This is a genomic window from Paenarthrobacter sp. NPDC018779 (genome assembly GCF_044391085.1).
In the GTDB taxonomy this organism is placed as follows: Bacteria; Actinomycetota; Actinomycetes; order Actinomycetales; family Micrococcaceae; genus Arthrobacter.
Genome location: NZ_JBIRZS010000003.1, coordinates 311,588 through 338,289 on the forward strand (window position 1 = coordinate 311,588; position 26,702 = coordinate 338,289).

Annotated in this window: 25 protein-coding genes; 4 read left to right on the forward strand and 21 right to left on the reverse strand. The window is 63.6% G+C overall.

Annotated features, from left to right (window positions below; genetic code table 11):
- Nucleotides 1-6 precede the first annotated feature (6 nt).
- On the reverse strand, nucleotides 7-1,347 hold the full coding sequence (gene glnA, locus ACH488_RS05890; RefSeq protein ID WP_397322864.1) for a type I glutamate--ammonia ligase: 1,341 nt from the start codon (nucleotides 1,345-1,347) through the stop codon (nucleotides 7-9).
- Nucleotides 1,348-1,535: 188 nt separating this feature from the next.
- On the opposite strand from glnA, the gene panB reads away from it, so the two are divergent.
- The gene (gene panB / locus ACH488_RS05895) at nucleotides 1,536-2,441 is read left to right on the forward strand and encodes a 3-methyl-2-oxobutanoate hydroxymethyltransferase (protein ID WP_397322866.1); all 906 of its coding nucleotides are present in this window, start codon (nucleotides 1,536-1,538) and stop codon (nucleotides 2,439-2,441) included.
- Here panB and ACH488_RS05900 read toward each other — a convergent pair.
- The gene (locus tag ACH488_RS05900; protein ID WP_397322867.1) at nucleotides 2,438-2,602 is read right to left on the reverse strand and encodes an SPOR domain-containing protein; all 165 of its coding nucleotides are present in this window, start codon (nucleotides 2,600-2,602) and stop codon (nucleotides 2,438-2,440) included. The two genes, panB and ACH488_RS05900, sit on opposite strands and share 4 nt — an antisense overlap.
- A 108-nt stretch (nucleotides 2,603-2,710) precedes the next feature.
- Here ACH488_RS05900 and map point away from each other — a divergent pair, with 108 nt between their 5' ends.
- Both map and ppgK read left to right on the forward strand, forming a co-directional pair.
- On the forward strand, nucleotides 2,711-3,589 hold the full coding sequence (map, locus tag ACH488_RS05905; RefSeq protein ID WP_397322868.1) for a type I methionyl aminopeptidase: 879 nt from the start codon (nucleotides 2,711-2,713) through the stop codon (nucleotides 3,587-3,589).
- 70 nt (nucleotides 3,590-3,659) lie between these two features.
- Nucleotides 3,660-4,463, forward strand: a complete 804-nt coding sequence (gene ppgK, locus ACH488_RS05910) for a polyphosphate--glucose phosphotransferase (RefSeq protein WP_397322960.1) — start codon at nucleotides 3,660-3,662, stop codon at nucleotides 4,461-4,463.
- 93 nt (nucleotides 4,464-4,556) lie between these two features.
- On the opposite strand, the gene nrdR is transcribed toward ppgK, so the two are convergent.
- The 3 genes from nrdR to ACH488_RS05925 form a co-directional block, all read right to left on the reverse strand.
- On the reverse strand, nucleotides 4,557-5,060 hold the full coding sequence (gene nrdR, locus ACH488_RS05915; protein ID WP_397322870.1) for a transcriptional regulator NrdR: 504 nt from the start codon (nucleotides 5,058-5,060) through the stop codon (nucleotides 4,557-4,559).
- Between the two features lie 164 nt (nucleotides 5,061-5,224).
- Nucleotides 5,225-6,589 (reverse strand): histidinol dehydrogenase, encoded by a 1,365-nt coding sequence (hisD, locus tag ACH488_RS05920; RefSeq protein WP_397322871.1) that lies wholly within the window; start codon nucleotides 6,587-6,589, stop codon nucleotides 5,225-5,227.
- A 4-nt stretch (nucleotides 6,590-6,593) separates the two neighbouring features.
- A complete protein-coding gene (locus ACH488_RS05925; RefSeq protein ID WP_397322872.1) occupies nucleotides 6,594-7,127 on the reverse strand; it encodes a hypothetical protein in 534 nt (177 codons plus the stop codon).
- Nucleotides 7,128-7,285: 158 nt separating this feature from the next.
- Between ACH488_RS05925 and ACH488_RS05930 the strand changes: the two genes are divergently transcribed.
- Nucleotides 7,286-7,744 carry a flavin reductase family protein gene (locus ACH488_RS05930; RefSeq protein WP_397322962.1) on the forward strand — a complete coding sequence of 153 codons (459 nt, stop codon included), beginning with the start codon at nucleotides 7,286-7,288 and terminating at the stop codon, nucleotides 7,742-7,744.
- Nucleotides 7,745-7,757: 13 nt separating this feature from the next.
- Here ACH488_RS05930 and dnaE read toward each other — a convergent pair whose 3' ends face one another.
- From dnaE to murF, 16 genes are all read right to left on the reverse strand, one after another.
- On the reverse strand, nucleotides 7,758-11,315 hold the full coding sequence (gene dnaE / locus ACH488_RS05935) for a DNA polymerase III subunit alpha (protein WP_397322873.1): 3,558 nt from the start codon (nucleotides 11,313-11,315) through the stop codon (nucleotides 7,758-7,760).
- Between the two features lie 70 nt (nucleotides 11,316-11,385).
- Nucleotides 11,386-12,312 carry an RluA family pseudouridine synthase gene (locus tag ACH488_RS05940; RefSeq protein ID WP_397322875.1) on the reverse strand — a complete coding sequence of 309 codons (927 nt, stop codon included), beginning with the start codon at nucleotides 12,310-12,312 and terminating at the stop codon, nucleotides 11,386-11,388.
- The gene (gene lspA, locus ACH488_RS05945) at nucleotides 12,305-12,895 is read right to left on the reverse strand and encodes a signal peptidase II (RefSeq protein WP_397322876.1); all 591 of its coding nucleotides are present in this window, start codon (nucleotides 12,893-12,895) and stop codon (nucleotides 12,305-12,307) included. The genes ACH488_RS05940 and lspA overlap by 8 nt, the downstream gene beginning before the upstream one ends.
- Before the next feature lie 97 nt (nucleotides 12,896-12,992).
- On the reverse strand, nucleotides 12,993-13,703 hold the full coding sequence (locus ACH488_RS05950) for a DivIVA domain-containing protein (protein ID WP_397322877.1): 711 nt from the start codon (nucleotides 13,701-13,703) through the stop codon (nucleotides 12,993-12,995).
- Nucleotides 13,704-13,857: 154 nt separating this feature from the next.
- Nucleotides 13,858-14,145: a YggT family protein gene (locus ACH488_RS05955; RefSeq protein WP_397322878.1), complete on the reverse strand. Its 288-nt coding sequence runs from the start codon at nucleotides 14,143-14,145 to the stop codon at nucleotides 13,858-13,860.
- 109 nt (nucleotides 14,146-14,254) lie between these two features.
- Nucleotides 14,255-14,788 (reverse strand): cell division protein SepF, encoded by a 534-nt coding sequence (locus ACH488_RS05960; protein ID WP_397322879.1) that lies wholly within the window; start codon nucleotides 14,786-14,788, stop codon nucleotides 14,255-14,257.
- An 86-nt stretch (nucleotides 14,789-14,874) separates the two neighbouring features.
- A complete protein-coding gene (locus ACH488_RS05965; protein WP_397322880.1) occupies nucleotides 14,875-15,630 on the reverse strand; it encodes a YggS family pyridoxal phosphate-dependent enzyme in 756 nt (251 codons plus the stop codon).
- Nucleotides 15,617-16,330, reverse strand: a complete 714-nt coding sequence (locus ACH488_RS05970; RefSeq protein WP_397322881.1) for a polyphenol oxidase family protein — start codon at nucleotides 16,328-16,330, stop codon at nucleotides 15,617-15,619. Before ACH488_RS05970 ends, ACH488_RS05965 begins: the two co-directional genes overlap by 14 nt.
- A gap of 20 nt (nucleotides 16,331-16,350) precedes the next feature.
- Nucleotides 16,351-17,571: a cell division protein FtsZ gene (gene ftsZ, locus ACH488_RS05975; RefSeq protein ID WP_397322882.1), complete on the reverse strand. Its 1,221-nt coding sequence runs from the start codon at nucleotides 17,569-17,571 to the stop codon at nucleotides 16,351-16,353.
- 214 nt (nucleotides 17,572-17,785) lie between these two features.
- Entirely contained in the window at nucleotides 17,786-18,754 is a 969-nt protein-coding gene (locus tag ACH488_RS05980; protein ID WP_397322884.1) for an FtsQ-type POTRA domain-containing protein, read from the reverse strand.
- A complete protein-coding gene (murC, locus tag ACH488_RS05985; RefSeq protein WP_397322885.1) occupies nucleotides 18,747-20,117 on the reverse strand; it encodes a UDP-N-acetylmuramate--L-alanine ligase in 1,371 nt (456 codons plus the stop codon). The genes ACH488_RS05980 and murC overlap by 8 nt, the downstream gene beginning before the upstream one ends.
- Nucleotides 20,114-21,232 carry an undecaprenyldiphospho-muramoylpentapeptide beta-N-acetylglucosaminyltransferase gene (murG, locus tag ACH488_RS05990; RefSeq protein ID WP_397322886.1) on the reverse strand — a complete coding sequence of 373 codons (1,119 nt, stop codon included), beginning with the start codon at nucleotides 21,230-21,232 and terminating at the stop codon, nucleotides 20,114-20,116. The genes murC and murG overlap by 4 nt, the downstream gene beginning before the upstream one ends.
- On the reverse strand, nucleotides 21,229-22,539 hold the full coding sequence (ftsW, locus tag ACH488_RS05995) for a putative lipid II flippase FtsW (RefSeq protein ID WP_397322887.1): 1,311 nt from the start codon (nucleotides 22,537-22,539) through the stop codon (nucleotides 21,229-21,231). The genes murG and ftsW overlap by 4 nt, the downstream gene beginning before the upstream one ends.
- Nucleotides 22,540-22,541: 2 nt before the next feature.
- The gene (gene murD / locus ACH488_RS06000) at nucleotides 22,542-24,122 is read right to left on the reverse strand and encodes a UDP-N-acetylmuramoyl-L-alanine--D-glutamate ligase (RefSeq protein ID WP_397322888.1); all 1,581 of its coding nucleotides are present in this window, start codon (nucleotides 24,120-24,122) and stop codon (nucleotides 22,542-22,544) included.
- Complete coding sequence (gene mraY, locus ACH488_RS06005; protein WP_397322890.1) at nucleotides 24,104-25,213, reverse strand: phospho-N-acetylmuramoyl-pentapeptide-transferase; 1,110 nt, start codon at nucleotides 25,211-25,213, stop codon at nucleotides 24,104-24,106. Before mraY ends, murD begins: the two co-directional genes overlap by 19 nt.
- Complete coding sequence (gene murF / locus ACH488_RS06010) at nucleotides 25,210-26,700, reverse strand: UDP-N-acetylmuramoyl-tripeptide--D-alanyl-D-alanine ligase (protein WP_397322891.1); 1,491 nt, start codon at nucleotides 26,698-26,700, stop codon at nucleotides 25,210-25,212. Before murF ends, mraY begins: the two co-directional genes overlap by 4 nt.
- Nucleotides 26,701-26,702: the final 2 nt, after the last annotated feature.

The following is a 26,702-nucleotide window of genomic DNA, read 5'->3' on the forward strand; positions in this document are numbered from 1 at the left end:
CGCCGCCTAGAGGATGCCGAGGTTGCGCTGCAGCTCGTAAGGCGTGACCTGCAGACGGTAGTCCTGCCATTCGGCGCGCTTGTTGCGCAGGAAGTGTTCAAAGACCTGCTCCCCCAGGATCTGCGCCACGAGTTCCGACTCTTCCATGGCGCGGATGGCGTCGTGGAGGCTGGCCGGCAACGGAGCGTGACCCATGGCCTTTCGCTCGGCCGTCGTCAGCGACCAAACATCGTCTTCCGCGGCCGCCGGGAGCTCGTAGCCTTCCTCGATGCCCTTCAGGCCGGCGCCCAGGAGCACCGCGTAAGCGAGGTAGGGGTTGGTGGCAGAGTCGATGCCGCGGTACTCGATGCGCGCCGACTGCCCCTTGCCCGGCTTGTAGAGCGGGACGCGGACCAGGGCGGAACGGTTGTTGTGGCCCCAGCTCAGGTAGCTCGGGGCTTCACCGCCGCCCCACAGCCGCTTGTAGGAGTTCACGAACTGGTTGGTGACTGCCGTGAACTCAGGCGCGTGCCTCAGGATGCCTGCAATGAACTGGCGGGCAGTCTTGGAGAGCTGGAACTCGGCTCCGGCCTCGAAGAAGGCGTTGGTGTCGCCCTCGAACAGGGAGAAGTGGGTGTGCATTCCGGAGCCGGGGTGGTCCGTAAACGGCTTGGGCATGAATGTGGCGTAGGTGCCCTGCTGCAGGGCCACTTCCTTGATGACAGTGCGGAAGGTCATGATGTTGTCCGCTGTCTGCAGCGCATCGGCGTACCGAAGGTCGATTTCGTTCTGCCCGGGGCCGCCTTCGTGGTGGCTGAACTCCACCGAAATGCCCACTGATTCGAGCATGGTGACGGCCGTGCGCCGGAAATCCTGCGCAACTCCGCCCGGAACGTGGTCGAAGTAGCCGCCTTCATCCACGGGCACCGGAGCCCCGTCCGGGCCAAGGTCCTTGGACTTGAGGAGGTAGAACTCGATCTCCGGGTGCGTGTAGCAGGTGAACCCCATGTCCGCAGCCTTGGCGAGGGTGCGCTTGAGGACGTTGCGGGGATCTGCAGCGGAGGGCTCCCCGTCCGGAGTCAGCACATCGCAGAACATCCTGGAGGTCTGTTCAGTCTCGCCGCGCCACGGCAGGATCTGGAAAGTCGAGGGGTCGGGTTGGGCCAGCATGTCGGATTCAAAGACACGGGCCAGGCCTTCAATGGCGGAGCCATCGAAGCCGAGGCCTTCCTCGAACGCACCCTCGACCTCTGCCGGCGCCAGGGCCACGGATTTCAGCGAACCCACGACGTCGGTGAACCACAAGCGTACGAAGCGCACGTCACGCTCTTCGATCGTCCGCAGAACGAACTCTTGCTGGCGGTCCATTGGGGCCTCTTTTCCGGTCGGTATCCACGCCGCGCGGTTCCGTTGGGAAGGCGCGGCAGCTCAGCCTTCACTCTACTAAGCATTCGTGGCGGATGCCGCCGCAGGGACCCCGCGTAACACAGCGTTTACAAATGGTGACGCTTGGCACATTGCTGGCAGCCCCCGCCGGCACGGCTTAGGCTCTATCCATGGCCCCAAGCAACCTTCCTGAGTCCAGCACGCCCGCCGAAGTTCCCGCCCCTTACGGTTCGGGTCCCGCCGCAGCAGCACAATCACCCTCCACGGACGCCAGGAAGCCCCTTTCCAAGGTTCGGATCCACCACCTGCAGCAGGCAAAGGACAACGGCGGCCGCTTCGCCATGCTGACCGCCTATGAGCAATACACGGCAGAGATTTTCGACCAGGCCGGCATCGAAGTACTACTTGTGGGCGATTCGGCCTCCAACAATGTGTTCGGCAATGAGACAAGCCTTCCCGTCACGGTGGACGAACTGCTGCCCTTGTGCCGCGCCGTGAGCCGTTCCGCCAAGCGCGCCCTGGTGGTGGCCGATTTGCCTTTCGGCAGTTACGAGGTCTCCCCCGGACAGGCCGTAGCGACCGGGGTGCGTTTCCTGAAGGAAGGGCTGGCGCACGCCGTCAAGATCGAAGGGACCGCCTACTATGCCGAAACGGTCCGCGCCATGGTGCAGGCCGGCATTCCCGTCATGGCCCACATTGGATTCACCCCGCAGAGCGAGCATTCCCTGGGCGGCTACCGTGTCCAAGGGCGCGGCGACGATGCCCAACGCCTGATCGACGACGCCCTGGCCCTGCAGGACGCAGGAGCCTTCAGCGTGCTCATGGAGATGGTTCCTGCCGGGACAGCTGCCGCCGTCGACGCCGCTCTGCGTGTTCCCACGGTTGGCATCGGCGCCGGCAAGGACACCACGGGCCAGGTCCTGGTGTGGCAGGACATGGCAGGACTCCGCGGCGGCAAGATGGCCAAGTTCGTCAAGCAGTACGCCGATCTCCGCAGTACTCTGGGCGAAGCCGCCGCTGCCTACGGAGCCGATGTCCGGTCAGGCCGGTTCCCGGGACCGGAGCACTCCTTCTAGTCCTCGTCCTGGGCATCCCAGGCTTCGTTGCGCTGCTTCACCTTTTCCAAGGCATGCTCGGCTTCTTCGCGGGTTTTGTAGGGACCAATCAGCTGGGTCCAGTCGGACATGGCGTCCTCTTCGATCTGGTGCGTCTTGACGTTGTACCAGTACTCCGTCACGTCTCCTCCTAGCGTCAGTGGACTCTCCGTCGCGTAACGTTCGCGGGCCCTCTTGGAACCGGCACGCATTGTTACTTGCGTCTCGTGCCCGCCTTATATGATCAATCTATGCCTTCTCCAGTCTCCACCGCACCCATCGGCACGCTGTCCCCCGGAACCATCAGCCCCGAGCTGGCTGTCCCCGGGTCGATTGCCCGTCCTGAGTACGTCGGCAAGAAGGCCCCGGCCAAGTTCACCGGTTCGGAGGTCAAGTCCGCGGAAACCATCGAGAAGATCAGGGTTGCGGGCAAGATCGCCGCCCAGGCGATCGTGGAGGTCGGAAAACACATCCGGCCGGGGGTGACCACGGACCAACTGGACAAGGTGGGGCACGAGTACCTACTGGACCACCATGCGTACCCGTCCACGTTGGGCTACCGCGGCTTTCCCAAATCACTGTGCTCCTCACTGAACGAGGTGATCTGCCACGGCATCCCCGATTCCACGGTGGTGCAGGACGGCGACATCCTCAACATCGACATCACGGCCTTCATCAACGGCGTGCACGGAGACACGAATTACACTTTCCTGGTTGGCGACGTGGACGAAGAGTCCCGTTTGCTGGTTGAGCGTACGCAGGAGTCGCTCAACCGGGCCATCAAGGCCGTGGCCCCGGGCCGCGAAATCAATGTCATCGGCCGCGCCATCGAATCGTATGCCAAGCGATTCGGCTACGGCGTGGTCCGGGACTTCACCGGTCACGGCGTCGGAGAGGCCTTTCACACGGGCCTCATCATTCCGCACTACGATGCCGCTCCGGCGTACAACACGGTGATCGAGACCGGCATGGTGTTCACCATCGAGCCCATGCTGACACTCGGCACCATCGAATGGGACATGTGGGCCGACGACTGGACCGTCGTCACCAGGGACCACAAACGTACGGCCCAATTCGAACACACCCTGCTGGTCACCGAGGCCGGCGCGGAAATCCTTACCCTTCCCTGAACCCTCCGGAAGGGGCACGCCGCCCTGTGGCTGCGCCATGTCCAACCCTCCTGCCATGAACGGAATTGAATTGTCCAAAAAGGATGAGAAGACCCACAAGAACGCTCCGCTGATCGGAATCGACATCGGCGGTACCGGTATCAAGGGCGGCATTGTCGACCTCAAGAAGGGCAAACTGATCGGCGACCGCTTCCGCGTTCCGACGCCACAGCCGGCCACACCCGAGGCAGTGGCCGAGGTCGTGGCCGAAATCGTGGAAGAACTTTCCAACCGTCCCGATGCGCCCGCGGCAGACTCTCCCATCGGCGTCACTTTTCCCGGCATTATCCAGCACGGTGTGGTCCACTCGGCCGCCAACGTGGACAAATCCTGGCTGGACACCGACATTGACAAGAAGTTCACGGAACGGCTTGGCCGTCCGGTCGAGGTCATCAACGACGCCGACGCTGCCGGCCTCGCCGAGGCACGCTACGGCGCAGGCGAAGGCGTTGACGGTACTGTCCTGGTCATCACCCTCGGTACGGGCATCGGCTCGGCATTCATCTTCAACGGCCAATTGGTTCCCAATGCCGAACTTGGGCACCTGGAAGTGGATGGCTTCGACGCTGAAACGAAGGCCTCGGCAGTGGCCCGCGAACGGGATGGCCTGAGCTGGGATGAATACGGGGTGCTCCTGAACCGCTACCTGCAGCACGTCGAATTCTTGTTCTCGCCTGAGCTCTTCATCATCGGCGGTGGCATCTCCAAGCGATCCGACGAGTACTTCCCGCACTTGGAACTGCGCACGGAGATTGTCACGGCAAAGTTGAAGAATGATGCCGGGATCGTGGGCGCGGCCCTCGAAGTGGCCCTCCATCACAAGCTGGCCAAATAGCAGACCAGCGTTTCGACGCCAGACCGGGCCGCTCTTGGTCCGGGAATGGTGCCGGTGGTGGCTGCGGCTTCCCCTCCGCTGCCACCACCGGAGTCAGAGTTGGCTCTTCTCGGAGCCTTTGGTTCCTTTGGTGGACGGCTTCACGTGCGCCTCAGCTTCATGGCGAAGCAAGGAGATGGCCGATTCGAAATCTTCGAGGGACTCGAAGGCCTGGTACACGCTCGCGAACCTGAGGTAGGCCACTTCGTCCAGCTTGCGCAGCGGCCCCAGAATGGCCAGGCCAACCTCGTGGGCATCAATCTCGGCCGCACCCGACGAGCGGATGTTCTCTTCGACCTCCTGCGCCAGCATGGCGAGGTCGTCCTCGGTGACAGGGCGCCCTTGGCAGGCCTTGCGGACACCACTGATCACCTTGATGCGGCTGAACGGTTCACCGACTCCCGAACGCTTGATCACGGACAAGCTGGTGGTTTCCACTGTGGTGAAGCGCCGGCCGCATTCCGGGCATTGGCGCCTGCGGCGGATCGATGAGCCGTCGTCAGCCATGCGGCTGTCCACCACGCGGGAATCAGGATTCCGGCAGAACGGACAATACACGTTGGGCCTCCCTGATGGTTTCCGTTGCCTGACACCCGGCGCGGGAACGCAAAAGGTGCCGGAAGATTCACTTCCGGCACCAGTTTACGTTCGGGCGCCAGCTAATGACAAGCGTGTAATTACTATATGTAGTGGTGGCTACCCGCATATGTAGTGGTTGGGGCTTAGGCGAAGCGGATCTTCACCGCGTCACCGTGCCCCGGGAGATCCTCCGCGCCGGACAGGCTGACGATGTGGCTGCTGACCTGTTCCAGGGCCGACCGGTCGTAGTTGATGACCTGGACAGCCCGCAGGAAGGTGGTCACATTGAGCCCCGAGGAAAAAGCTGCGGTGCCACTGGTAGGCAGCACGTGGTTGGAGCCTGCGCAATAGTCCCCCAGGCTCACAGGGCTATAGTCGCCCACGAAGATGGCGCCGGCGTTGCGGATGCGCCCCGCAACGGCGGACGCATCCGCCGTCATGATTTCCAGATGTTCCGCCGCGTAGGCGTTGCACACGGCGATTCCCTGTTCCAGGTCATCAACCAACACCACACCGGACTGCGGCCCCGAAAGAGCCTCGAACACCCGGGCGCTGTGCTTGGTCGCTGCAGCCTGGCGGCCCAGTTCAAGCACGACGGCGTCGGCCAGTTCCGGGGAGTCAGTCACCAAGACGGACGCCGCTTTGGGGTCGTGCTCGGCTTGGCTCAGGAGGTCCGCCGCCACCAGCGGCGGCTGGGCGCTAGAATCGGCAAGGATGGCAATTTCGGTGGTGCCGGCCTCGGAATCGATGCCCACCACACCCTTGACCAGGCGCTTGGCAGTGGCCACGAAGATGTTTCCAGGACCGGTCACAACGTCGACGGGCTCAATAGGTTGTTCCGCCCCGTCGCCCGGGATGCCGTACGCAAATGAAACGATTGCCTGGGCTCCACCGATTGCATACACCTCCTCAATGCCGAGCAGGGATGCAGCAGCCAGGATGGTGGGGTGCGGGAGGCCGCCGAAGTCCTTCTGGGGCGGCGATGCCAAGGCAATCGACTGCACGCCTGCAGCAACCGCCGGGACGACGTTCATGATCACGGACGAGGCCAGCGGGGCCAAACCGCCCGGCACGTAGAGCCCCACCCTGCCCACCGGAATCCAGTTCTGGCTGACCACCGCGCCATCGGCCAGGCTCACGTCCACGTTGGCCGGCCGCTGGCGCTCGGCAAACTGGCGGGCCCGGTTGATGGACTCTTCCAAGGCAGCGCGGACAGCGGGATCGAGCTCCGCCAGGGCCTTGGCAATGGCCTCTGCCGGAACCCGCGGGTGCGACTGCTCAACGCCGTCGAAATTCCGTGCGAGGTCGCCCAGTGCGGCGAAGCCGCGGCGGCGCACATCCGCGATGATGTCCAGGACCTTGTGCTCCGCGTCTGCCAACGTCTGGTGCTGCGCCCGCGGAACAGCGGCCCGCAACTCCGCAAGGGAGAGCCGGCGGCCGCGGAAGTCGATGGTGCGGAAGTTCAGGGAATCAGTGGCGGGGGAAGCAGTATCCGAAGGAGTGGTCACCCGCCTATTTTACGGGCTTCCCGGAAAGAACCCCGAACAAGGCCAGGACAAACGTCATGAAGGCGGTGGCTCCGGGCCACAACAGGAGGACCGCATACGAACGGAGGGTGAAGCCGTACTCAGGGCCAAGCGAAGGATCCGGCGCCATGCCCCAGAGCATTGCCGCAAGAAGTCCTGCCAACCATGACAGGCCAGCGCCGATCGCTCCTCCTGCCAAGGCAAAGCCCAGGCGTCGGCCAGCCCCGTTTCTCTGCAGTTTGCCATCCAGCACCAATCCCACAGCGCAGCCCGCGATAAGCATCAGGGCGGCAAGGACGAGGTCCCTGGGCAGCCAGGAATCGGGATTCGAGGGATTGGCCAACGCGGGATTGCCGGACAAGATGTTCAACCCACCCGGAGCCATTACCCACCACAAGAGGCCCAGGACAACGCCCGAGAGGCCGGGAACGGCAAGCCACAACAGCTCCTTGGCCTGCATTGGGGGGCGAGTGGGGGCTGCTTCTGGGGCGGCAGCAACGTGGACTGCGGGCTCGGTCATGCAACTCACATTAACAAAGGTTCATGCTGGCTCATGAAAAAGGTCACCACGGCCCCTCCGGGGAATACCCTGATGGGAGATGCCCGCCCAGCACCAGCGCAGGAGACAAGACCAACGTGGGAAGTGCAACACCCGGTTTCGAACAGACCTTCAGGGAAATGTTCCGCCGCCATGCCGCCGGAGTGGCCATTATTACGGCAAATCTCGACGGAAGGCCCTTCGGCTTTACGGCAACCTCCGTGGCGTCGTTGTCTGCCGAACCGCCGCGCTTCACGTTCAACATGGCCCGAAGCTCCAGCTCATGGCCGGCAGTGGCAAACGCCAATTACATAGGCGTCCACATGCTGGGCCTGGAAAACCAAGCCCTGGCCGACCGCTTCGCCCGCACCCGGGACCGGTTCGAAGGCGACCACTGGGAACCGGGCCCCCACGAAGTCCCCATCCTGAAGGACGTCACGGGATGGCTCGTGGGAAAGATCCAGATGCGGCTCTCCTTCGAGAACAACGCCGTGGTTGTCGTGGAGGTGGTGGACGGCCAGGTGGGCGATGACGGCACTCCCCTGCTTTACCACAGCGGCAGTTACAGCAAGCCAGCACCCCTGGACTACGAAATCTAGGCCCCGGCCACGCCTAGTTGTCCAGGCAGGCCGGCCCCAGGAGGACCTTCAGGTCCCCAAAGAGGGATGGACTGGGGTTGACCCGCAAGTGGACAGGGAGTCCCATGACTTCCACCTTGGTGTCGCCCATCAGTTTGAGCCTGACTTCCGAGTTCCCCCTGTGGGTCCTGAGGACATCACGCAGGTCCGTCACCACCGTCTCCGTAGCCTTGAACGTCGGAATGGTGATGACCACGGGTCCGTTGACACTCTCGCTCAGGTCCGGCACGGAGAGTTCCATGCAGTTCAGTGTGACCGCACCGTCGTCGCGGCGCTGGAGCCTTCCCTTGACCACCACGATCAGGTCCTCGGCCAGCACCGAAGCGATGGGCCCGTAGACCTGCCCGAAGAACATCACTTCCATCGAGCCGCCAAGGTCCTCGATTTCTGCACGGGCGTACGCGTTGCCACTGGCTTTGGCAATGCGCCGGCTGAGCGAGGTGATCATGCCCGCGATGGTGACAATGGCGCCGTCGTGCGGTCCGTCCTCGGCAATGATGGACGTAATGGACATTTCCGCGTGCTGGCTGAGAACGCCTTCCAGCCCCTGCAACGGGTGGTCCGAAACGTAAAGTCCCAGCATGTCGCGTTCGAAGGAGAGTTTGTCCTTCTTCTCCCATTCGGGAAGATCCGGTATCTCCGTGCTGAGCGAAGCTTCCGGCTCCTGGTCCTCGAACCCGGCAAAAAGGTCGAATTGGCCGATCGCTTCGTTGCGTTTGAGCGTGATGACGGAGTCGATGGCCTCTTCATGGATCATGGCCAGGGCACGACGGTGGTGTCCGAGGGAGTCGAACGCCCCGGCTTTGATCAGGGATTCGATGGTCCGCTTGTTGCACACAATCGCTGGGACCTTCATCAGGAAGTCCTTGAACGAGGTGTACGCGCCCTCCGTGGCCCGGGCCGAAACCATGGCGTCCACGACGTTGACGCCCACGTTGCGGATGGCGCCCATTCCGAAGCGGATGTCCTGGCCCACTGGGGTGAAGTTCAGCGACGACTCGTTGACATCCGGCGGCAGCACCGTGATGCCCATGCGGCGGCATTCGTTGAGGTAGATGGCCGACTTGTCCTTGTCGTCACCCACGGAGGTCAACAGGGCGGCCATGTACTCGGGCGCGTAATGGGCCTTCAGGTACGCCGTCCAGTAGGAGATGACACCGTACGCGGCCGAGTGGGCCTTGTTGAAGGCGTAGTCCGAGAAGGGAAGGAGGATGTCCCAAAGAGTCTTGACAGCCTCCTGCGAGTAGCCGTTGTCCTGCATGCCTTGCGAGAAGCCGGCGAACTGCTTGTCCAGTTCGGACTTCTTCTTCTTGCCCATGGCACGGCGCAGGATGTCTGCTTGGCCCAGGGAGTAGCCTGCCAGCTTCTGGGCCACGGCCATGACCTGTTCCTGGTAGACAATCAGGCCGAAGGTGCCACCAAGGATGTCCTGCAGCGGCTCTGCCAGTTCCGGGTGGATGGGGATGACATCCTGGATGCCGTTCTTGCGGAGCGCATAGTCCGTGTGGGCGTTGGCGCCCATGGGACCGGGCCGATACAGCGCGAGCACGGCGGAGATGTCTTCGAAGTTGTCAGGCTTCATCAGCTTGAGCAGCGAACGCATGGGACCGCCGTCGAGCTGGAACACGCCCAAGGTATCGCCGCGCGCCAGGAGCTCATAGGATGCCGCGTCGTCGAGTTCGAGGTTTTCGAGGTCCAGGTCGATGTCCCGGTTCATCTTGATGTTCTCGAGGGCATCCGAAATGATCGTCAGGTTTCGAAGACCCAGGAAGTCCATCTTGATCAGGCCAAGGCCTTCGGACGTCGGATAGTCGAACTGGGTAATGACCTGGCCGTCCTGGAAACGGCGCATGATGGGAATCACGTCGATGATCGGGTCCGAGGACATGATGACGCCGGCTGCGTGGACGCCCCACTGACGCTTCAGTCCTTCAATGCCCAAGGCCGTTTCGAAGACCTTGGCGGCCTCGGGATCGGTGGCGACGAGCTGGCGGAAGTCGCCCGCTTCACTGTACCGCTTCGCCTCAGGGTTTTGGATGTCGGCCAGCGGGATGTCCTTGGCCATGACGGCAGGCGGAAGCGCCTTGGTCAATTGCTCACCCATGCTGAAGGGGTAGCCGAGCACGCGCGAAGAGTCCTTCAACGCCTGCTTGGTCTTGATGGTGCCGTACGTGACGATCATGGCCACGCGCTCGTCGCCGTACTTCCTGGTCACGTAATCGATGACTTCCGAACGGCGCCGATCATCGAAGTCGACGTCGAAGTCGGGCATGGACACGCGGTCAGGGTTGAGGAACCGTTCGAAGATCAGGCCGTGCCGCAGCGGGTCCAGGTCCGTAATACGCATGGCGTAGGCCACCATGGAGCCGGCGCCGGAACCACGGCCGGGACCCACGCGGATTCCGTTGTTCTTGGCCCAGTTGATGAAGTCGGCAACCACCAGGAAGTATCCCGGGAAGCCCATGGACGTAATGACTTCGAGCTCATAGTCGGCCTGCTTGCGGACGTTGTCCGGTATGCCCTGCGGGTAACGGTAAGCGAGGCCCTTGTCCACCTCCTTCACCAGCCAGGACGTCTCGTCTTCGCCCGGAGGGCAGGGGAACCGCGGCATGAAGTTGGCGTCCGTGTTGAAGGACACGTCGCAACGCTCGGCGATCAGGAGGGTGTTGTCGCACGCCTCGGGGTGGTCGCGGAAGAGCTCGCGCATCTCCTGCGGCGACTTCAGGTAGTAGCCGCTCCCGGAGAAGGCGAACCTGGAGCCGCCGTTGTCGTACGTGGGCTCCAGGAGCGTGGAACCCGACTGGATGGCGAGCAGTGCCTCATGGGCTTTGGCATCGTGTTCGTGGGTGTAGTGAAGGTCGTTGGTGGCAACCAGCGGCAGCTTCAGTTCCTTCGCCAGGCGGAGGAGGTCCCCGGTGACCCGGCGCTCGATGTCCAGGCCATGGTCCATCAGCTCGCAAAAGTAGTTCTCGGCCCCGAAGATGTCACGGAACTCCGCGGCGGCCTCAACCGCTTCGCGGTACTGGCCAAGGCGCAGCCGGGTCTGGACCTCACCTGACGGGCAGCCCGTCGTGGCAATGAGTCCTTCCGAATAGGTGTTCAGGAGTTCGCGGTCCAGCCGGGGCCACTTGCCGAACACGGAGTCCAGCGAGGCAATGGAGGAAGCCCGGAACAGGTTCCGCATGCCAACGTTGTTGTAGCTCAGCAGGGTCATGTGCGTATAGGAGCCACCACCGGAGACATCGTCCTTGCGCTGGCTCTCCTCGCCCCAACGGACGCGTTCCTTGTCTCCGCGCGCAGTTCCCGGCGTCACATAGGCTTCAACGCCGATGATCGGCTTAATGCCCTTGTCCGTGGCTTTGCGCCAAAAATCGAAGGCCCCGAAGAGGTAACCGTGGTCCGTCGTCGCCAGGGCAGGCATGCCCAACCGTTCCGTTTCATCGAACAGCTCACCCAGCCGGGCTGCTCCATCCAGCATGGAGTATTCGGTATGGGTATGCAGGTGGACGAACGAATCATTGCTGGAAGTCACCCGGACAGTCTACCGTCCAAGCACGGGCATCACCGGGAGGCAGGGTCGGACCGGGCGCGCAGCCGGACGCTCAGGCAGCGCCGCTGGCCAGCAGGTCCAGGGCGTACTGCAGGTCCGCAGGATAGTCGCTGGTAACCACTGTCCATTCCCCTGTACGGGGATGCGTGAAGCCCAATTGACGGGCGTGCAGCCATTGCCTGGTCAGGCCAAGGGTGGCAGCCAGCCGCGGATCTGCTCCGTAGGTGAGGTCGCCCGCGCAAGGATGCCGGAGGGCGGAAAAGTGCACGCGGATCTGATGGGTTCGGCCCGTTTCCAGGTGGACTTCCACCAGAGTGGCCTTGCCGAACGCTTCAAGCACCTCGTAGTGGGTCACGGAGGGCCGGCCGTCCTCCACCACGGCAAAACGCCAGTCGTGCCCAGGGTGCCGGCCGATCGGAGCATCGATGGTGCCCTCCAGCGGATCCGGAAGGCCCTGGACCACGGCGTGATAGACCTTGTCCACTGTGCGTTCCTTGAAGGCCCGCTTCAGCAGCGCGTAAGCATGCTCTGTCTTGGCGACAACCATGACGCCTGAAGTACCGACGTCGAGCCTGTGGACAATACCCGCCCGCTCCGGTGCCCCCGACGTGGAAATCCGATAGCCGGCGCCGGCCAGTCCCCCTACCACTGTGGGGCCCACCCACCCGGGTGAGGGATGCGCAGCAACCCCCACCGGCTTGTCGATGACGACGAAATCCTCGTCATCCAGCAGGATCTTCAGGCCTTCCACAACTTCCTCCACCACTTCCAGGGGATCCCGGCGCTCCGGAACCACTACATCCAGCACAGCGCCGGCAACCAGCTTTGCGGACTTGCCCAGCGCCGTTCCGCCACTGGTGACATGTCCTTCGGCTATCAGGAGGGCTGCGGCGGAACGGGAAATGTCCAACAGCCTGGCCAGGCCGGCGTCCGCCCTGGCGCCAGCCAGTTCTTCCGGCACAACCACCGAGTCACTCACCGGCAGGCTCCCCCGTCCCGCCCTTGGCGGGCTTTGGCTCGGCAACGTGCCGCTTGCCATCCATGCCGATTCCCCGCAAGGTCAGGAGGCAGATAATGACGACACCGGAGACCACCGCGGAGTCGGCAATGTTGAAGATCGCAAAATTCGGCAGTTGGATAAAGTCCACCACGTGCCCCATGGCGAACGATGGTTCACGGAAAAGGCGGTCGGTGAGGTTCCCCAACGCGCCACCAAGGAGCAGTCCGAGGGACAGCGCCCACCACGCCGACCCCAGCTTGCGGAGCTGGAACAGGATGGCCACGGAGACCACGGCCATGACGATCGTGAAGATCCAGGTGACGTTCTCGCCAATGGAGAAGGCGGCTCCCGAGTTCCTGATGTAGTACCAGTGCAGGAGGGGCGGAAGCACGGGAATCCGCTCGCCCTCGGTCATGGTGCTGGTGACCCAGAGCTTGGTGAGCTGGTCAAAGGTGTAGGCAAACGCTGCACAGCCCGCAAAGAGCCAGAGCATGGCGGGGCGCCACTTGCGCTGGACAGAAGGAGCCGGCTGCGATGCGCCGTCAGTGATGTCGTCGGTCATAAGGCTTTCATTCGTGAACCATGCGGGAGCTGCCAAGGCCTTAACAGCAAAAGCCGGTGGCCGAGGAGTCCTCAGCCACCGGCTTTCAGAATACTTGCTAAACGTCAGCGGTTGCTTCGCCAACCTCAGGGGCGGCGACGGAACCACGGGCGTCGAGGTCGCGCAGCTGGCCCTCGATGTAGGCCTTCAGGCGGGAGCGGTAGTCGCGCTCGAAGCCACGGAGCTGCTCAACCTTGCGCTCAAGCACAGAGCGCTGCTGCTCGAGGGCGCCGAGGATCTTGCGGGACTTCTCCTGTGCGTCGTTGACCAAGCTGGAGGCCTCGATCTGGGCCTCGGCAATGATCTTGTCCTTCTGCTGGGCACCGTCCGCCACGTGCTTGTCGTGCATCTGCTGTGCCATGGCCAGCAGGCCTGCAGCAGACTCCGCCGAGGCAGTGTGGGTGTTTGCGGCGGGAGCCGGGGCCTTGGCAGCTTCAGCGGCCGCAGCGGCGGCGGCAGCCTGCTCTGCTTCCTTCTTCTTGGCGGCTTCGGCAGCCTTGGCTTCCGCCTCAGCCTTCGCTTCTGCTTCCTTGTCCGCCTTGGCCGGAGCCGGAACCTTCTCGACGACCGGGGCCGCTGCAGTTGCCGCAGGCGTGGCCGAACCAGCTTCGCCGAGCTTCTTGCGGAGCTCGTCGTTCTCCTGGTTCAGGCGACGCAGTTCAACCACGATCTCGTCGAGGAAGTCATCCACCTCGTCCTGGTCGTAGCCTTCGCGGAACTTAGTCGGCTGAAAGCGCTTGTTGACAACGTCTTCTGGCGTCAAAGCCATCTGGTCACCTCGTTGGTCTAGTTAGTCAGTAGGCCTTCCGGCCGTTCAAAACTACGGTACCTAAATATCATCTTGTTCCTCCAATTCAACACCATCGTGTTGATTTGGCGAATTTACGGGCCGGTTCCATTAGGACATACGGCTCCGCTTGCTGCTAGGCCAGGCCGTTGGTCACCGCCATGGCGATGCTAACGGCGATTATCAGGATCAGGAACCCCAAGTCCAGCGAGATTCCACCAAGTTGCAAGGGAGGGATGAGCCTCCTCAAGCGCTTCAGCGGCGGGTCCGTCACGGAATACACCACATGCGCTGTTACCAAAGCCACACCACGGGGCCGCCACTGACGGGCGAACATCTGCACCCATTCAAAGATCAACCTGATGATCAGAGCAATGAAAAACAGCAACAACACAATATAGATAAGGCCGAAAACAATGCCCACGAGTTAGCTCAGATCTCCCACTTGTTCCGGAATGCCGATCGGTCCCTACTATTGCAACACAGATGCCAGGCGGGATGACCCGCCTGGCATCTAAAAATAAAGATCGTTCTCAGCTCTGGTTGAAGAAGCTCGCCTGCGATTCGCTGGCCTTCTTGTCATCGCCGATGACTTCCACATACGACGGCGAGAGGAGGAACACCTTGTTGGTGACCCGCTCGATGCTGCCATGCAAGCCAAACACCAGACCGGCGGAGAAGTCGACCAGCCGCTTGGCGTCCGCCTCCCCCATGTCAGTGACGTTCATGATGACAGGGATGCCATCCCTGAAGCTCTCACCAATGAGCTTGGCGTCATTGTAGGAACGGGGATGGACGGTGGTGATCTGCCTCAAGCCGGAGGCATCTTCGCGGCTGGAGGCCGCACGCTTGATGGGTGTCACGGGTGCGCGGTATTCCTCTTCGGCGTCAACTGTGGGCATTTCACGGACAACTTCCCGGACCGGGGCAGGAGCTCGGCGCTCTTCCCGTTCCTGCGGCTGGGGGCGTTCTTCTTCGTGGTGCGCGACGGCCTGCTCAGATTCGTAGTGTTCATCGCCGTCGGCGAGCCCAAGATAGATCATTGTCTTGCGCAGAGCGCCAGCCATGGTGCACTCCTATCGTTTCTGCAGTAGGCGGGCCGCCATGACCTGACGTAGTTGGAACCCCGGCCCGTCATTCCAATACTTTGACGCTACCCCACGGCTGGACGTGAACCGAGAATATCGGAGCCTATTCTCAGGTGTGTCGCTCCGAATTTGATGGCGGATTCAAGATCCTGGCTCATCCCCGCCGAGATCGCTGCCGCTTTCGGATGCTGGGCCCTCAGTTGGGCCGAGATTGCTGCCAGCCTTTCGAACGCCGGTTCGGGTTCCGCCCCCAGGGGCGCGACAGCCATGAGGCCGGCGAGCCTTAGTCCAGCGGACTGGCCAATGGCTTCCGCTATGGCATCTACGTCGCTTGGACGCGCGCCACCACGGTGGGCTCCGGCGTCGTCCTCAAGGCTGACTTGGATAAAGCACTCAAGGTCAGCCCGACCGGTAGCCTCCCGCTCCCTGGCAACCGCTTTTTCGAGGGCGGACACCAACTGGATCCGGTCAATGGACTGGACGGAGCTTGCGTACTTGGCCACCGACTTGGCTTTGTTGCTTTGGAGTTGGCCAATGAAGTGCCAGTCAAGGTCCAGGTCAGTCAACTCAGCGGCCTTGGCAGAAGCTTCCTGGTCCCGGTTCTCACCAACATCCCGGACGCCGAGCGCCGCCAGCCTGCGGACATCCGCCGCCGGGTGGAACTTGGTGACCACGATCAACCGGGGCCGGTCTGTGCGTCCGGCTGCGGCGGTGGCTGCATCAATCCGTTGTGCCACCGACTCCAGGCGCCGGGCGAGGACCAAACTGCGGTCGTCAGGCGCGGAAGGCGGAACAGTGGCAGCGGGCTCAAAGCTTGTCATGGGTCCACACCAAACCTGCGAATCGACCGGTTCGGGAATCCCGCCGGTATGAGAAAAGGGCCTCGTTCTCCAAAGTGCACCCACCCGAGTACCTGACCACCACTCCAAGGTCCGCCAATTGCGCCCGGACAGCAGCAGGAAGGTCCAGGGCAGGGGTCCCCCAGGACGTTTCCGACCAACTGGCCGGCGCAAGCCGCCCAACGTCGGCGCGAAGGTCCTCCGGGACTTCATAGCATTTCCCACAAATCGACGGCCCCAACCAGGCTTCGATGGCGCGGGCACCGTTGCGGCGCATGTGCTCGACGGTGGCAGGCACAACGGCAGCGGCAACTCCAGGCCTTCCCGCGTGGGCAACAGCGAGCACAGGATCGTCCGAATCCGACTCACCCAGGAGTACGACCGGTACGCAGTCGGCAACCATGACCGCCAAGGGCTGTGCAGGCCCGGCCCCGGCTACCGATACCATGGCGTCGGCTGTGGGGCCGGGACCATAAGCCGTGACTACGGCGACGTCATTCCCATGCACCTGGTTCATGTACTGGAAGCGTGGTCCGCCCGGGTTGGCTGCTGCCTCCAGGCGGATCCGACGCTCTTCCACGTCTCCCGGATCATCCCCTACATGCAGTGCCAGGTTCCCGGCACCCACGTCCGTGAAGGCGACGGAGACACCGGGACGTACTTCATTGCGCCACCAAAACACCTGGCGTTGACTCCCGGTGCTTACTTAAGGAAGTCGGGAACGTCGAGGTCGTCCGAACGGTTGCCGGACAGGTCCGGTTCGACGACGGCCGGAAGGTCCACGTCGAAGCCCGAATCGGCAGGCAGGGCCGCGGGACGCTGCTGTCCCCAGTTGCTGAGGCTTGCAGCACCAACTCCGGCCGTGGCGTGCTGTGGTGCTGCCGCGCTGGCCGGGGCCGCCGAAGGTGCAGCCGGACGGTCGGCCGGCACCGGGTTCTGTGCGGGCCGAGACTGGTCCATGGACGGCGAGGTAGCCTTCACGTCGTCGAAGCCGGCAGCAATGACGGTAACCCGGGCTTCGTCGCCCAGGGCGTCGTCGATCACGGCACCGAAGATGATGTTCGCCTCCGGGTGGGCCACTTCCTGGACCAACCGGGCGGCCTCGTTGATTTCGAAGAGGCCGAGGTCCGAGCCACCCTGGATGGACAGCAGGACGCCGTGGGCACCGTCGATGGAGGCCTCAAGGAGCGGCGAGGCGATGGCAAGCTCCGCTGCCTTGACTGCCCGGTCTTCGCCGCGGGCGGAGCCAATGCCCATGAGGGCCGAACCCGCACCCTGCATCACGGACTTCACGTCGGCGAAGTCAAGGTTGATCAAGCCGGGAGTGGTGATGAGGTCAGTGATGCCCTGGACACCCGAAAGGAGCACCTGGTCAGCTGAGCGGAAAGCGTCCAGGACGGAGACGTTGCGGTCGCTGATGGAGAGGAGCCGGTCGTTGGGGATGACGATCAAGGTGTCGACTTCATCGCGCAAGGCATCGATACCGGCCTCGGCAGAACCTGCACGGCGGCGGCCTTCGAACGTGAACGGGCGGGTAACAACGCCGATGGTCAGGGCGCCAAGCGAACGGGCGATGCGGGCCACCACGGGGGCGCCGCCAGTGCCGGTCCCGCCGCCTTCGCCCGCCGTGACGAAGACCATGTCTGCGCCGCGAAGGACCTCTTCGATCTCGTCGGCGTGATCCTCGGCGGCCTGCTTGCCAACCTCAGGGTTGGCACCTGCGCCGAGGCCACGGGTGAGTTCGCGTCCAACGTCAAGCTTGACGTCGGCATCGCTCATGAGCAGCGCCTGCGCGTCAGTGTTGATGGCGATGAACTCGACCCCGCGAAGGCCCACTTCGATCATCCGGTTGACTGCATTCACGCCACCGCCGCCGATGCCGACGACCTTGATGACGGCCAAGTAATTCTGCGGTGCTGCCACGTTTCGTGCCCCTTGCTTGTGTCCTATTGCGAAACTGATCGAGTCCAACGTGAATCCTTGGACCTTAACCCTCTAGTTGAAGGTTATAGTTATGTCAAGTAACTCTACAGCGACGGTATTTGCTCTGCTTCACTCATGCAATGACCGCTTGCGCGTGTCGCTTGATTCAGCAGAAATAAGGCCCTTCCGGCCGCTGGGTTACTTTGTGAAACAGCTATTTTGTGAACGGGTGCCGCGGCACGCTGACGTCATAGACGCTCACGGGCACCTTGGGATCGGGCGGCATCTTCAACAAAGCCTCAAGCGCCTTCGCCTTCAGTTCCCTGTCCTCGGCATTGCCCCACACTACCGTCTTTCCGTCCACCAATTTTAGCTCCACCGCGTCCGGCGAAGCAGCCGATGCCGTGGACATTTTGGCCAGCACATCTGCCGGCAGAGTGTTCAGGACGGCGGCGATCGATTTGAAGAGAGCCGTGTTGCCGGCCCCGGCACCCGCATCAATCAGTGGGAGCGCGACCGCCGACTGGTCCTGCGTGGCTCCGAGCTGCACGCCGTCCACGTCGACCAGGACGAAAGATTCCCCCTGTTTCAACAGGGCCACCGGTACACGCTCTTCCACGTGCACCAGGAGTTCGGACGGGGGCCGGGCCTCGATGGTGGCCGAACGCACCTGCACCAACGGCTTGAGCAGTTCGCCCACTTCCTGCTCGGTGACCTGGGGAAGCGGTTTGCCCTGGACCTTGGCCAGCGCAGTCCGAACCGCATCCGGCGTCAGGAGCTTGGTCCCGTCCACCGTGATGGTCCGGACTGCCAAGGCCGGCGAGAAGACGGCGCCACCAACCACCAAGGCAACAATGGCCAGGACCCCCAAAAGGGTCCAGAGGACGTGGCGCCTGACCCGCCGGCGCTTCGGTTCCGGAAAGGCAATGACGTTTCCCGGCTCGGCCATCTGGCCGGATGCCGGGCCCGCCTTGTCACCGCGTTTGCCGCTCCGAACAGCTTTGCCCTTCGGGGAGGTCTTCGGGGCCGGCGCGGCTTTTCCAGTGGCAGCACTCACCGCAGGCTCCACTGCGCGCTCGGCACTGATGACGCCCGGGTCCTGCTGCCCGGTGGCCGGAGATCCCGGTGCAGCGCGCTGGGCGTCGCTTCCGGGTTTGAAAGTTGGCCTGCGGGTACTAGCCATCCAGTGCCTCCACGATCGCGGGTCCGTAGGAGGTAACGTCCCCCGCCCCCACTGTCAGGACAACATCCCCGTCCCCTGCGCCCGAAACGAGGGCAGAGACGGCATCGGCCGCCGCCACCAGGCGGCCGCTCGAGAGCTTGTCCGCGATGAGCGCGCTCGTCACACCGGGAATCGGATCTTCGCGGGCAGGGTAGATGTCCAACACCAGGGCGGTGTCCGCCAGGTCCAGGGCTCCGGCAAAATCGGCAGCGAATTCCCGGGTCCTGGAGAACAGGTGCGGTTGGAACAGGACATGCACTTTGTTGTTACCGGCTACGGACCTTGCAGCCGACAGGGCCGCTCGGACCTCGGTCGGGTGGTGTGCATAGTCATCGTAGACCCGCACTCCCCTGCCCTCTCCTTTGAATTCGAAGCGCCGCGAGGCACCCGTGAAGTGCCCCAGGGCAGCAGCAGCGGCCGCCGGCTCCACACCAAGTTCGAGCGCGACACCAAAGGCTGCGGCCGCATTCAGGGCGTTGTGCCGGCCAGGCACCTGCAGGTGCACTCCGTGGCTGGCACCGTCGACGGCGATCGAAACGTTTCCGGTTCCGTCGTCCTTAAGGCGGATACCGGCGTCGTCCGCTGTTCCGTAAGTAAGTACCCGGGTGGTTCCGCTGGCGGCGGTACGTTCGGCAAGTGCCTTGGCGCCGGGATCGTCCGCGCAGGCCAGCAGGAGGCCTTCCGGCGGCAAGAGCGCGGCAAAAGCGTCAAAGGAAGCGAAGACGGCCTCCGCCGTTCCGTAGTGGTCCAGGTGGTCCGCCTCGACGTTGGTCACGACGGCGATCAGGGGGCGGTAGTTCAGGAAGGAACCATCCGATTCGTCGGCCTCGGCCACGAAGATGTCCGAAGAGCCACGCGCGGCGTTGACCCCGAGGGACGGCACATTCGCGCCGATGGCGAATGTGGGGTCGAAACCAGCTTCCTTCAGCAAAACGGCAACCATGGAGGTGGTTGTCGATTTACCGTGCGTTCCGGCGACGGTCACTACCTTGTGGCCCGCCATCGTGGCAGCCAGCGCTTCCGAACGGTGAAGGACGGGAAGGCCCGCCTGCCGGGCAGCGGCGAGCTCCGGGTTGTCGTCGCGGATCGCGGAGCCGGCTACGACTGTCTGGGCATCGCCCACGTGGCCGGCCTCATAGCCCACGTTGATGCGCGCCCCCGCGGCCGCAAGGTCATGCATGACCGGGAGGTCCTTGGCATCGCTGCCACTCACGGGCACGCCACTGGCCACCATGATCCGGGCCACGGCAGACATGCCCACTCCGCCTATCCCGATGAAATGGACGCGGCCAAGGGACTCGAGTGCGTGGAGAGAGTGGGTCATGCGGCTACCGCTTCCAGGACAAGATCAGCCATGCGCTGATCGGCGTTTCTAATACCAAGGTGCTCCGAGGTCCGGGCCATGGTTTCCAATCGCTGCCGGTCGGACAGCAGGGGCACCAGCCGGGTCTCCAACCAGTGGGGAGTCAGTGCTTTGTCCTCGACGAGGAGCGCACCGCCCGCTTCCACCAAAGCTGCAGCGTTCAAGGCCTGCTCCCCGTTGCCGATCGGCAAAGGAACAAAGACAGCGGGTACTCCCACCGCCGCCACTTCGCTGACGGTCGCAGCTCCGGCCCGCGCCAGGAGCACGTCGGCGGCGGCGTAGACATTCTCCATCCCATCCACGTACTCGACTTGCCGGTATCCCTCGGCGGCGAGCAGGCCGCCGTCGGCGTCGTGGATGGCCTTCCCTGTTCCAGTGATGTGCAGCGTCTGGATTCCTGCTGCGGCGAATGCGGGGAGGGCGGCCGCCACGGAACGGTTGATGCTGGCTGCGCCCGACGATCCACCAGTAACGATGAGTGCCGGCCGGTCGGCATCCAGGCCGAGCAGTTCCTTGGCGGCAGGGGCTGCCGAGGCGCGGTCCAATCCTGATATGGCCCGGCGCATGGGCATGCCCACATGGCGGGCGCCCCGCAGCTTGGTTCCAGCGAAGGCCACCGCCACATGGTCGCTGAAACGGGCACCGACACGGTTGGCGAGCCCGGCCTTCATGTTGGCCTCGTGGATCACGATCGGGATGCGGCGTTTGCGGGCGGCCAGGTACATAGGTGTGCACACGTAGCCGCCCACGCCCACAAGCACGTCCGCCTTCGCGTCGTCGAGGATGCGGCCGGCCTGCCTGACGGCACCGGACAAGCGCCCGGGCAGCTTAAGCAGGTCCAAGGACGGACGACGGGGAAACGGCACCCGGTCAATGGTGGCCAGCTCGTAGCCCGCCGCCGGGATCAGCCGGGTTTCCATGCCCGACGGCGTACCTACCGCCAGGATCGCGGCGTCCTGGCGCTTGGCCTTGATGGCGTCCGCAATGGCAAGGAGCGGACTGATGTGTCCGGCTGTACCGCCTCCGGCGAGAACGACGGACAGCGGCCTGCTGGACCGGGGCGAGTCAGGAGTCATGAAGTACGGGTACGCTTTCGTGCGGATTTGGGTGTTCGTCGTGGCAGGAGGCGCGGCCTCTGCTGCGGGGGCAACTGACCACGGGCCAAGGACAACACTACGCCGACGCCGCACAGGGACATGACCAGCGCCGAGCCACCCGCAGAGATGAACGGCAGAGGGACACCGATCACAGGAAGCAGCTGCGTGACCACCGCCATGTTCATACTGGCCTGGCCGAGCAGCCACACCATGATGCCACCCGCGAGCGTGCGCTGGAACGGGTCGGTCTGGCGGACCACCACGCGGAAGATCGCGATGCCCAGGATAGCGAAAAGGACCAGCACCACAGTGGTCCCCACCAGCCCCAGTTCTTCGCCGATGATGGCAAAAATGAAGTCGTTGTGGGCTTCGGGGAGCCAGTTGTACTTCTGCCGGCTCTGGCCCAGGCCCAGCCCGGTCCAACTGCCTTGCGCAAGTCCGTACATGCCGTTGGTGGATTGGTAGCTGAAGTCCGAGTCCGCCGTACAGGAATCACCCGCGACTCCCAGCCAGGCTGTCACACGGCACATGCGGTTGGGGCTGATCACGGTCATCGCCGTGGCACCGATGGCACCGACGGCGCCCGCGATCGCCAGCATCCTGCCGGGAACGCCACCAAAGTAGAGTCCGGCCGCGATGATGGCCATGACCACTATCGCCGTGCCAAGGTCGTTGCCGATGAGGATCAAGCCAAGAACCAAACCGGCCCCCGGAACAACCGGGATGATGACGTGCAGCCAGCGGTCCAGGTACTTTTCCTTGCGCGCCAGAACCGCGGCGATCCACACGCACAGCACCAGTTTGGAAATTTCCGAGGGCTGGATGCTGATCCCACCGATGTCCAGCCAGTTCTGGTTACCCAGTGTGCTGCGCCCAAAGACCTGGACAGCGATCAGCAGGACCACGACCCCGCCGAGTCCCCACCACGACAGCTTCTTCATCCAGCTCACGTTGGTCCGGGAAATGACGTACATGGCCACCAGCCCCACAACGCCGAACATCGCCTGCTTCAAGGCATCGGCATACGGAGACTTGCCTTCCGAGATGGCTTCGACACTGGAGGCCGACAACACCATCATCACGCCGATTGCCGTCAACGCCATGGCACAGCCAAGAATGAGGTAGTACGTGGAGCTGTTGGGAGCCTTGCTCTTGCCTTCCAGGCCCTCCCAGAATTTCCGGAGGTGTCCGCGGAGTCCCGTGGATTGTTGGCCGGGAGCCCTGGGGGTCTTGGCTTTCCCGGTGCCGCCGGCGTCGCCGCGGCTACGGGTGGGCGTGCTGACCATTGCTACTCCTCGGTGGTCTGTGCCTGCCCTTCCACGAGCTCGCGGACTGCCTGGATGAAAGCATCGCCACGGTGAGCGTAGGAAGAGAACTGATCCATGGAGGCTGCGGCGGGTGCCATGAGGACGGTGTCCCCGGGCTGTGCCACACCCGCCGCCGATGCCACGGCCTGGGCCATGATGGTCTCACCAAAAATCGGTGAGGCGGCTGCGGTCTCCACCTTTTCAGTTTCGCCCTTCGGTTGCGCTATTACGGGGACATCGGGTGCGTGTCGCCTGAGGGAGCCTTCAAGCGCCTCCGTGTCCGTGCCAATCAGCACGACTGCCTTCAGGCGAGTTGCCTGATCCTTGACGAGGTCGTCGTAGTTGACTCCCTTGGACAGGCCGCCCGCAATCCAGACCACGTTGTGGAAAGCGGAGAGCGCCGCGGCGGCGGCATGAGGATTGGTGGCCTTGGAGTCGTTGATCCACAGGACATCGTTGTGTTTTGCAACGGCCTGGATCCGGTGCGCGCCCGGCAGGAAGTTGATCAGCCCTTGCTTGACCGCGGACGGCTCAACGCCATATGCACGGACCAGTGCGGCAGCTGCCAATGCATTGGCCACCATGTGGCGCGGAGCCACCGGCCCAAGGTCGGACATGGCAGCGAGTTCCGCGGCCGAGTCCTTCCGTTCCGGGATGAAAGCCCGGTCCACGAGAAGGCCCTCCACCACGCCCACCATGCTGATGGACGGCGTGTTGGTGGTGAACGCGACTGCCCGGCACCCCTCCACGACGTCGGCATTCTCCACCATGCGCTCGGTTTCGATTTGCTCGGCGTTGTAGATGGCGGCTATCCGGGTGTTCTCATACACCTTGGCCTTGTCCGCAAGGTAGGACTCGTAGGAACCATGCCAATCCACATGGTCCTCGGCGACGTTGAGGCAAACACTGGCCACAGGTGAGAGTGAGTGGCTCCAGTGCAGCTGGAAACTGGACAGTTCCACGGCAAAGGCGTCGTACTCCACGGGATCACGCAAGGCGTCCAGGATGGGCGTGCCCACGTTTCCCACGGCAATGGCCTTGAGCCCTGCGGCCTGCAGCATCGACTCGGTCATCCCCACCGTGGTGGTTTTGCCGTTGGTTCCCGTAATCGCGAGCCAGTCCGCCGTTTTCCGGCCCTCGCGCACCCGGAGGCGCCATGCCAGTTCCACATCGCCCCAGACCGGGATGTGTTTGCGTTTGGCTGCAGCCAACAATGCTTGGTCGGGCCGCCATCCCGGGGAGGTGACCACAAGCTCTGGCTTTTCACCGTCGATCAACGGCAGGACGCTGACGGCGTCTTCGCCCAGGAGCACGTCCACGGCCCCGACGATCTTCAGCGTATCGGCCTGTGCCTTGGCTTTCGCCGAAGTGGCGGCATCCACCACCACAACGCGGGCACCGAGTTCGATCAGCGTATCCGCAGCGGCGAATCCTGAAACGCCGATGCCGGTGACCACGACGCGAAGCCCGCTCCAGGCCGAATCCCAGGTGGTGAGGTCCTTGAGCCGCTCGTTGACCGCTTGCGTTGTTTCGGGGCTGTGGTTCACAGCAGCACCACCCATTCAGCGTAGAAAATACCCAGGCCTGCAGCGACGAACAGGCCGGCCAGGATCCAGAACCTGACCACCACCGTCACTTCCGCCCAGCCCTTGAGTTCAAAGTGGTGTTGCAGCGGTGCCATCTTGAAGACGCGTTTGCCACCGGACAACCTGAAGAAACCCACCTGGATGATCACGGACAGCGTGATCAGCACGAAGAGGCCGCCGATGAAAGCCAGGAGCAGTTCCGTGCGGGAGAGGATGGCGAAGCCGGCTACGGCACCACCGATCGCCAGCGAGCCGGTGTCCCCCATGAAGATCTTGGCGGGCGAGGTGTTCCACCACAGGAAACCCACCAGGGCCGCACTGAGGATCGCGGCAAGGAGGGCGAGGTCCATGGGGTCGCGCACCTGGTAGCAGCCGCTCCCTGCTTCCCGGGGGGACCCGCAGGCCTGGTTGTTCTGCCAGATACCCATGATGGTGTAGGCACCAAAGACCATGATGGACGCGCCAGCTGCGAGGCCATCGAGCCCGTCGGTGAGGTTCACGCCGTTGGTAGCGGCAGTGATGATCAGGTTGGACCAGATGATGAAGAGGATTGCACCCACCACTGAACCGGCGAAGGCAAGGTCCAGCCAGGGGATGTCACGCACCAGGGAAATCTGGGTGGAGGCCGGCCGGAGCCCGTCCTCGTTCGGGAACTGAAGCACCAGGATCGCGAAGATGATGCCGATGGCGGCCTGCAGGATCAGCTTGGCACGTGCGTTCAGTCCGAGGCTGCGTTTATTGGAGATCTTGATGAAGTCGTCCAGGAATCCCACGAAGCCCATGCCCACCATGAGGAACAGCAGAAGCAACCCCGACGCGGACGGTCCCGGTGACCGCGGGTTCATCAGCCACATGATCAGGTGCGTGACGAAGTAGCTCACCAGGACTGCCGCCACCACCACGGTGCCACCCATGGTGGGCGTACCGCGCTTTGTATGGTGCGAGGTTGGTCCGTCGTCGCGGATGAACTGGCCATAGCTCTTGGCCACCAGGAACCGGATGAACAGGGGCGTGCCTATGAGGGCCACCAAGAGGGCGACGCCGGCGCCGATCAAAAGTGCAATCACAGCAGCTCGTTCCCTTCGCTTGCGGCGTTGTTTGCCGCTTCTTCCCCGGTGGGCTCGGCCCGTGGGGGTAATGCTATCCGATCGCCCAAGTGCCGCAGCCCAACGCCGTTGGAGGACTTGAACAGGACGAGGTCGCCGGGTTGGAGTTCCCGTTGCAGCAGCTCGTAGGCTTCGTCCGCGGTTTCGGTGAACGAGCATTCGTCTCCCCAGGAGCCTTCCTGGATGGCGGAGACGTACAGGGCGCGGGCTTCGCGGCCCACCACTACCAGACGCGAGATGTTCAGCCGGACTACCTGCGTGCCAACGGCTGTGTGCTCGCGGATGGAGTCCTCCCCCAACTCGAGCATGGCACCCAGGACCGCCCAGGTGCGGCGTCCTTGGCCCAGGTCAGCCAGCGTCCGCAGGGCGGCACGCATGGACTCCGGGTTGGCGTTGTAGGCGTCGTTGATGATGGTGACGCCATCGGGACGTTCTGTCCGCTCCATCCGCCACCGGCTGGCGGCCGACTGTGAGCTGAGTGACGCCGCAATGTCGGCGGCCGGAATGCCCGCCGCAAATGCCGCGGACGCAGCGGCGAGGAGGTTGGTGATGTGGTGTCCACCGATGAGCTTGCTCCGCACCTCGACGGCCGGACCGCCGTCGGGCAGTACAAGCTGGAAGTCCGGGTGCCCCTCGGAATTCACCACCACGTTGCGGGCTTCCACTTCTTCAGTGGTGGCCGGCGAGGAGGTAAATCCCAGGACGTGGGCTTTGGTCCGTGAACGCATGGCGGCCACGCGGCCGTCATCGAGGTTGATGACGGCAGTGCCGTTCTCGCCGAGCGCCTCGACCAGTTCCCCCTTGGTCTTGGCGATGTTTTCGACGCCGCCGAACTCGCCGGCGTGGGCGGTACCCACTACCAGCACCACCCCGATGTCCGGCTTCACCATGTCAGCGAGGTACTTGATGTGGCCCAGGCCAGTGGCCCCCATCTCGATGACCAGGAACCGGGTGTCCGCCGTTGCGGTGAAGACAGTGAGCGGAACGCCCACCTCTCCGTTGTAGGAACCTTGCGGAGCCACCGTGGGCCCGGCCTGGGACAGGATGCCGGCCAGGAGGTCCTTGGTGGTGGTTTTTCCAGCTGAACCGGTGATTCCGATGACCGTGAAGTCCTCACCACGCCCGGCGCGTTCGGCCCGGATGCGGCGGACGGCTTCGGCAGCCAAGGCGCCCATGGCGAGCACGGCATCGTCAACCACGACGGCGGGATACGGCTTGCCGTCCGGTCCGGTGACTTCGCGTTCGCCAAGGACCAGGACGGCGCCGCGCTCAAACGCCGCGTTGACGAAGTCATGGCCGTCTGCGTGCTCTCCGGGCTTGGCAACATAGAGCGAACCCTGGGTTGCTTCCCTCGAATCGGTGACCACGGAAGCGGGCACGATGTCCCCGCTTCCGGTCAAGCGGCCATGGGTGATGTCGGCGATCTCCGCCGCAGTAAATGCAATCATCT

Coding starts and splice junctions, on each gene's coding strand:
- glnA (WP_397322864.1), bottom strand. CDS start 1,347: ATGGACCGCCAGCAAGAGTTCGTTCTGCGGACGATCGAAGAGCGTGAC.
- panB (WP_397322866.1), top strand. CDS start 1,536: ATGGCCCCAAGCAACCTTCCTGAGTCCAGCACGCCCGCCGAAGTTCCC.
- map (WP_397322868.1), top strand. CDS start 2,711: ATGCCTTCTCCAGTCTCCACCGCACCCATCGGCACGCTGTCCCCCGGA.
- ACH488_RS05925 (WP_397322872.1), bottom strand. CDS start 7,127: ATGACCGAGCCCGCAGTCCACGTTGCTGCCGCCCCAGAAGCAGCCCCC.
- ACH488_RS05930 (WP_397322962.1), top strand. CDS start 7,286: ATGTTCCGCCGCCATGCCGCCGGAGTGGCCATTATTACGGCAAATCTC.
- lspA (WP_397322876.1), bottom strand. CDS start 12,895: ATGACCGACGACATCACTGACGGCGCATCGCAGCCGGCTCCTTCTGTC.
- ACH488_RS05950 (WP_397322877.1), bottom strand. CDS start 13,703: ATGGCTTTGACGCCAGAAGACGTTGTCAACAAGCGCTTTCAGCCGACT.
- ACH488_RS05960 (WP_397322879.1), bottom strand. CDS start 14,788: ATGGCTGGCGCTCTGCGCAAGACAATGATCTATCTTGGGCTCGCCGAC.
- ACH488_RS05965 (WP_397322880.1), bottom strand. CDS start 15,630: ATGACAAGCTTTGAGCCCGCTGCCACTGTTCCGCCTTCCGCGCCTGAC.
- ACH488_RS05980 (WP_397322884.1), bottom strand. CDS start 18,754: ATGGCTAGTACCCGCAGGCCAACTTTCAAACCCGGAAGCGACGCCCAG.
- murC (WP_397322885.1), bottom strand. CDS start 20,117: ATGACCCACTCTCTCCACGCACTCGAGTCCCTTGGCCGCGTCCATTTC.
- murG (WP_397322886.1), bottom strand. CDS start 21,232: ATGACTCCTGACTCGCCCCGGTCCAGCAGGCCGCTGTCCGTCGTTCTC.
- ftsW (WP_397322887.1), bottom strand. CDS start 22,539: ATGGTCAGCACGCCCACCCGTAGCCGCGGCGACGCCGGCGGCACCGGG.
- murD (WP_397322888.1), bottom strand. CDS start 24,122: ATGGGTGGTGCTGCTGTGAACCACAGCCCCGAAACAACGCAAGCGGTC.
- murF (WP_397322891.1), bottom strand. CDS start 26,700: ATGATTGCATTTACTGCGGCGGAGATCGCCGACATCACCCATGGCCGC.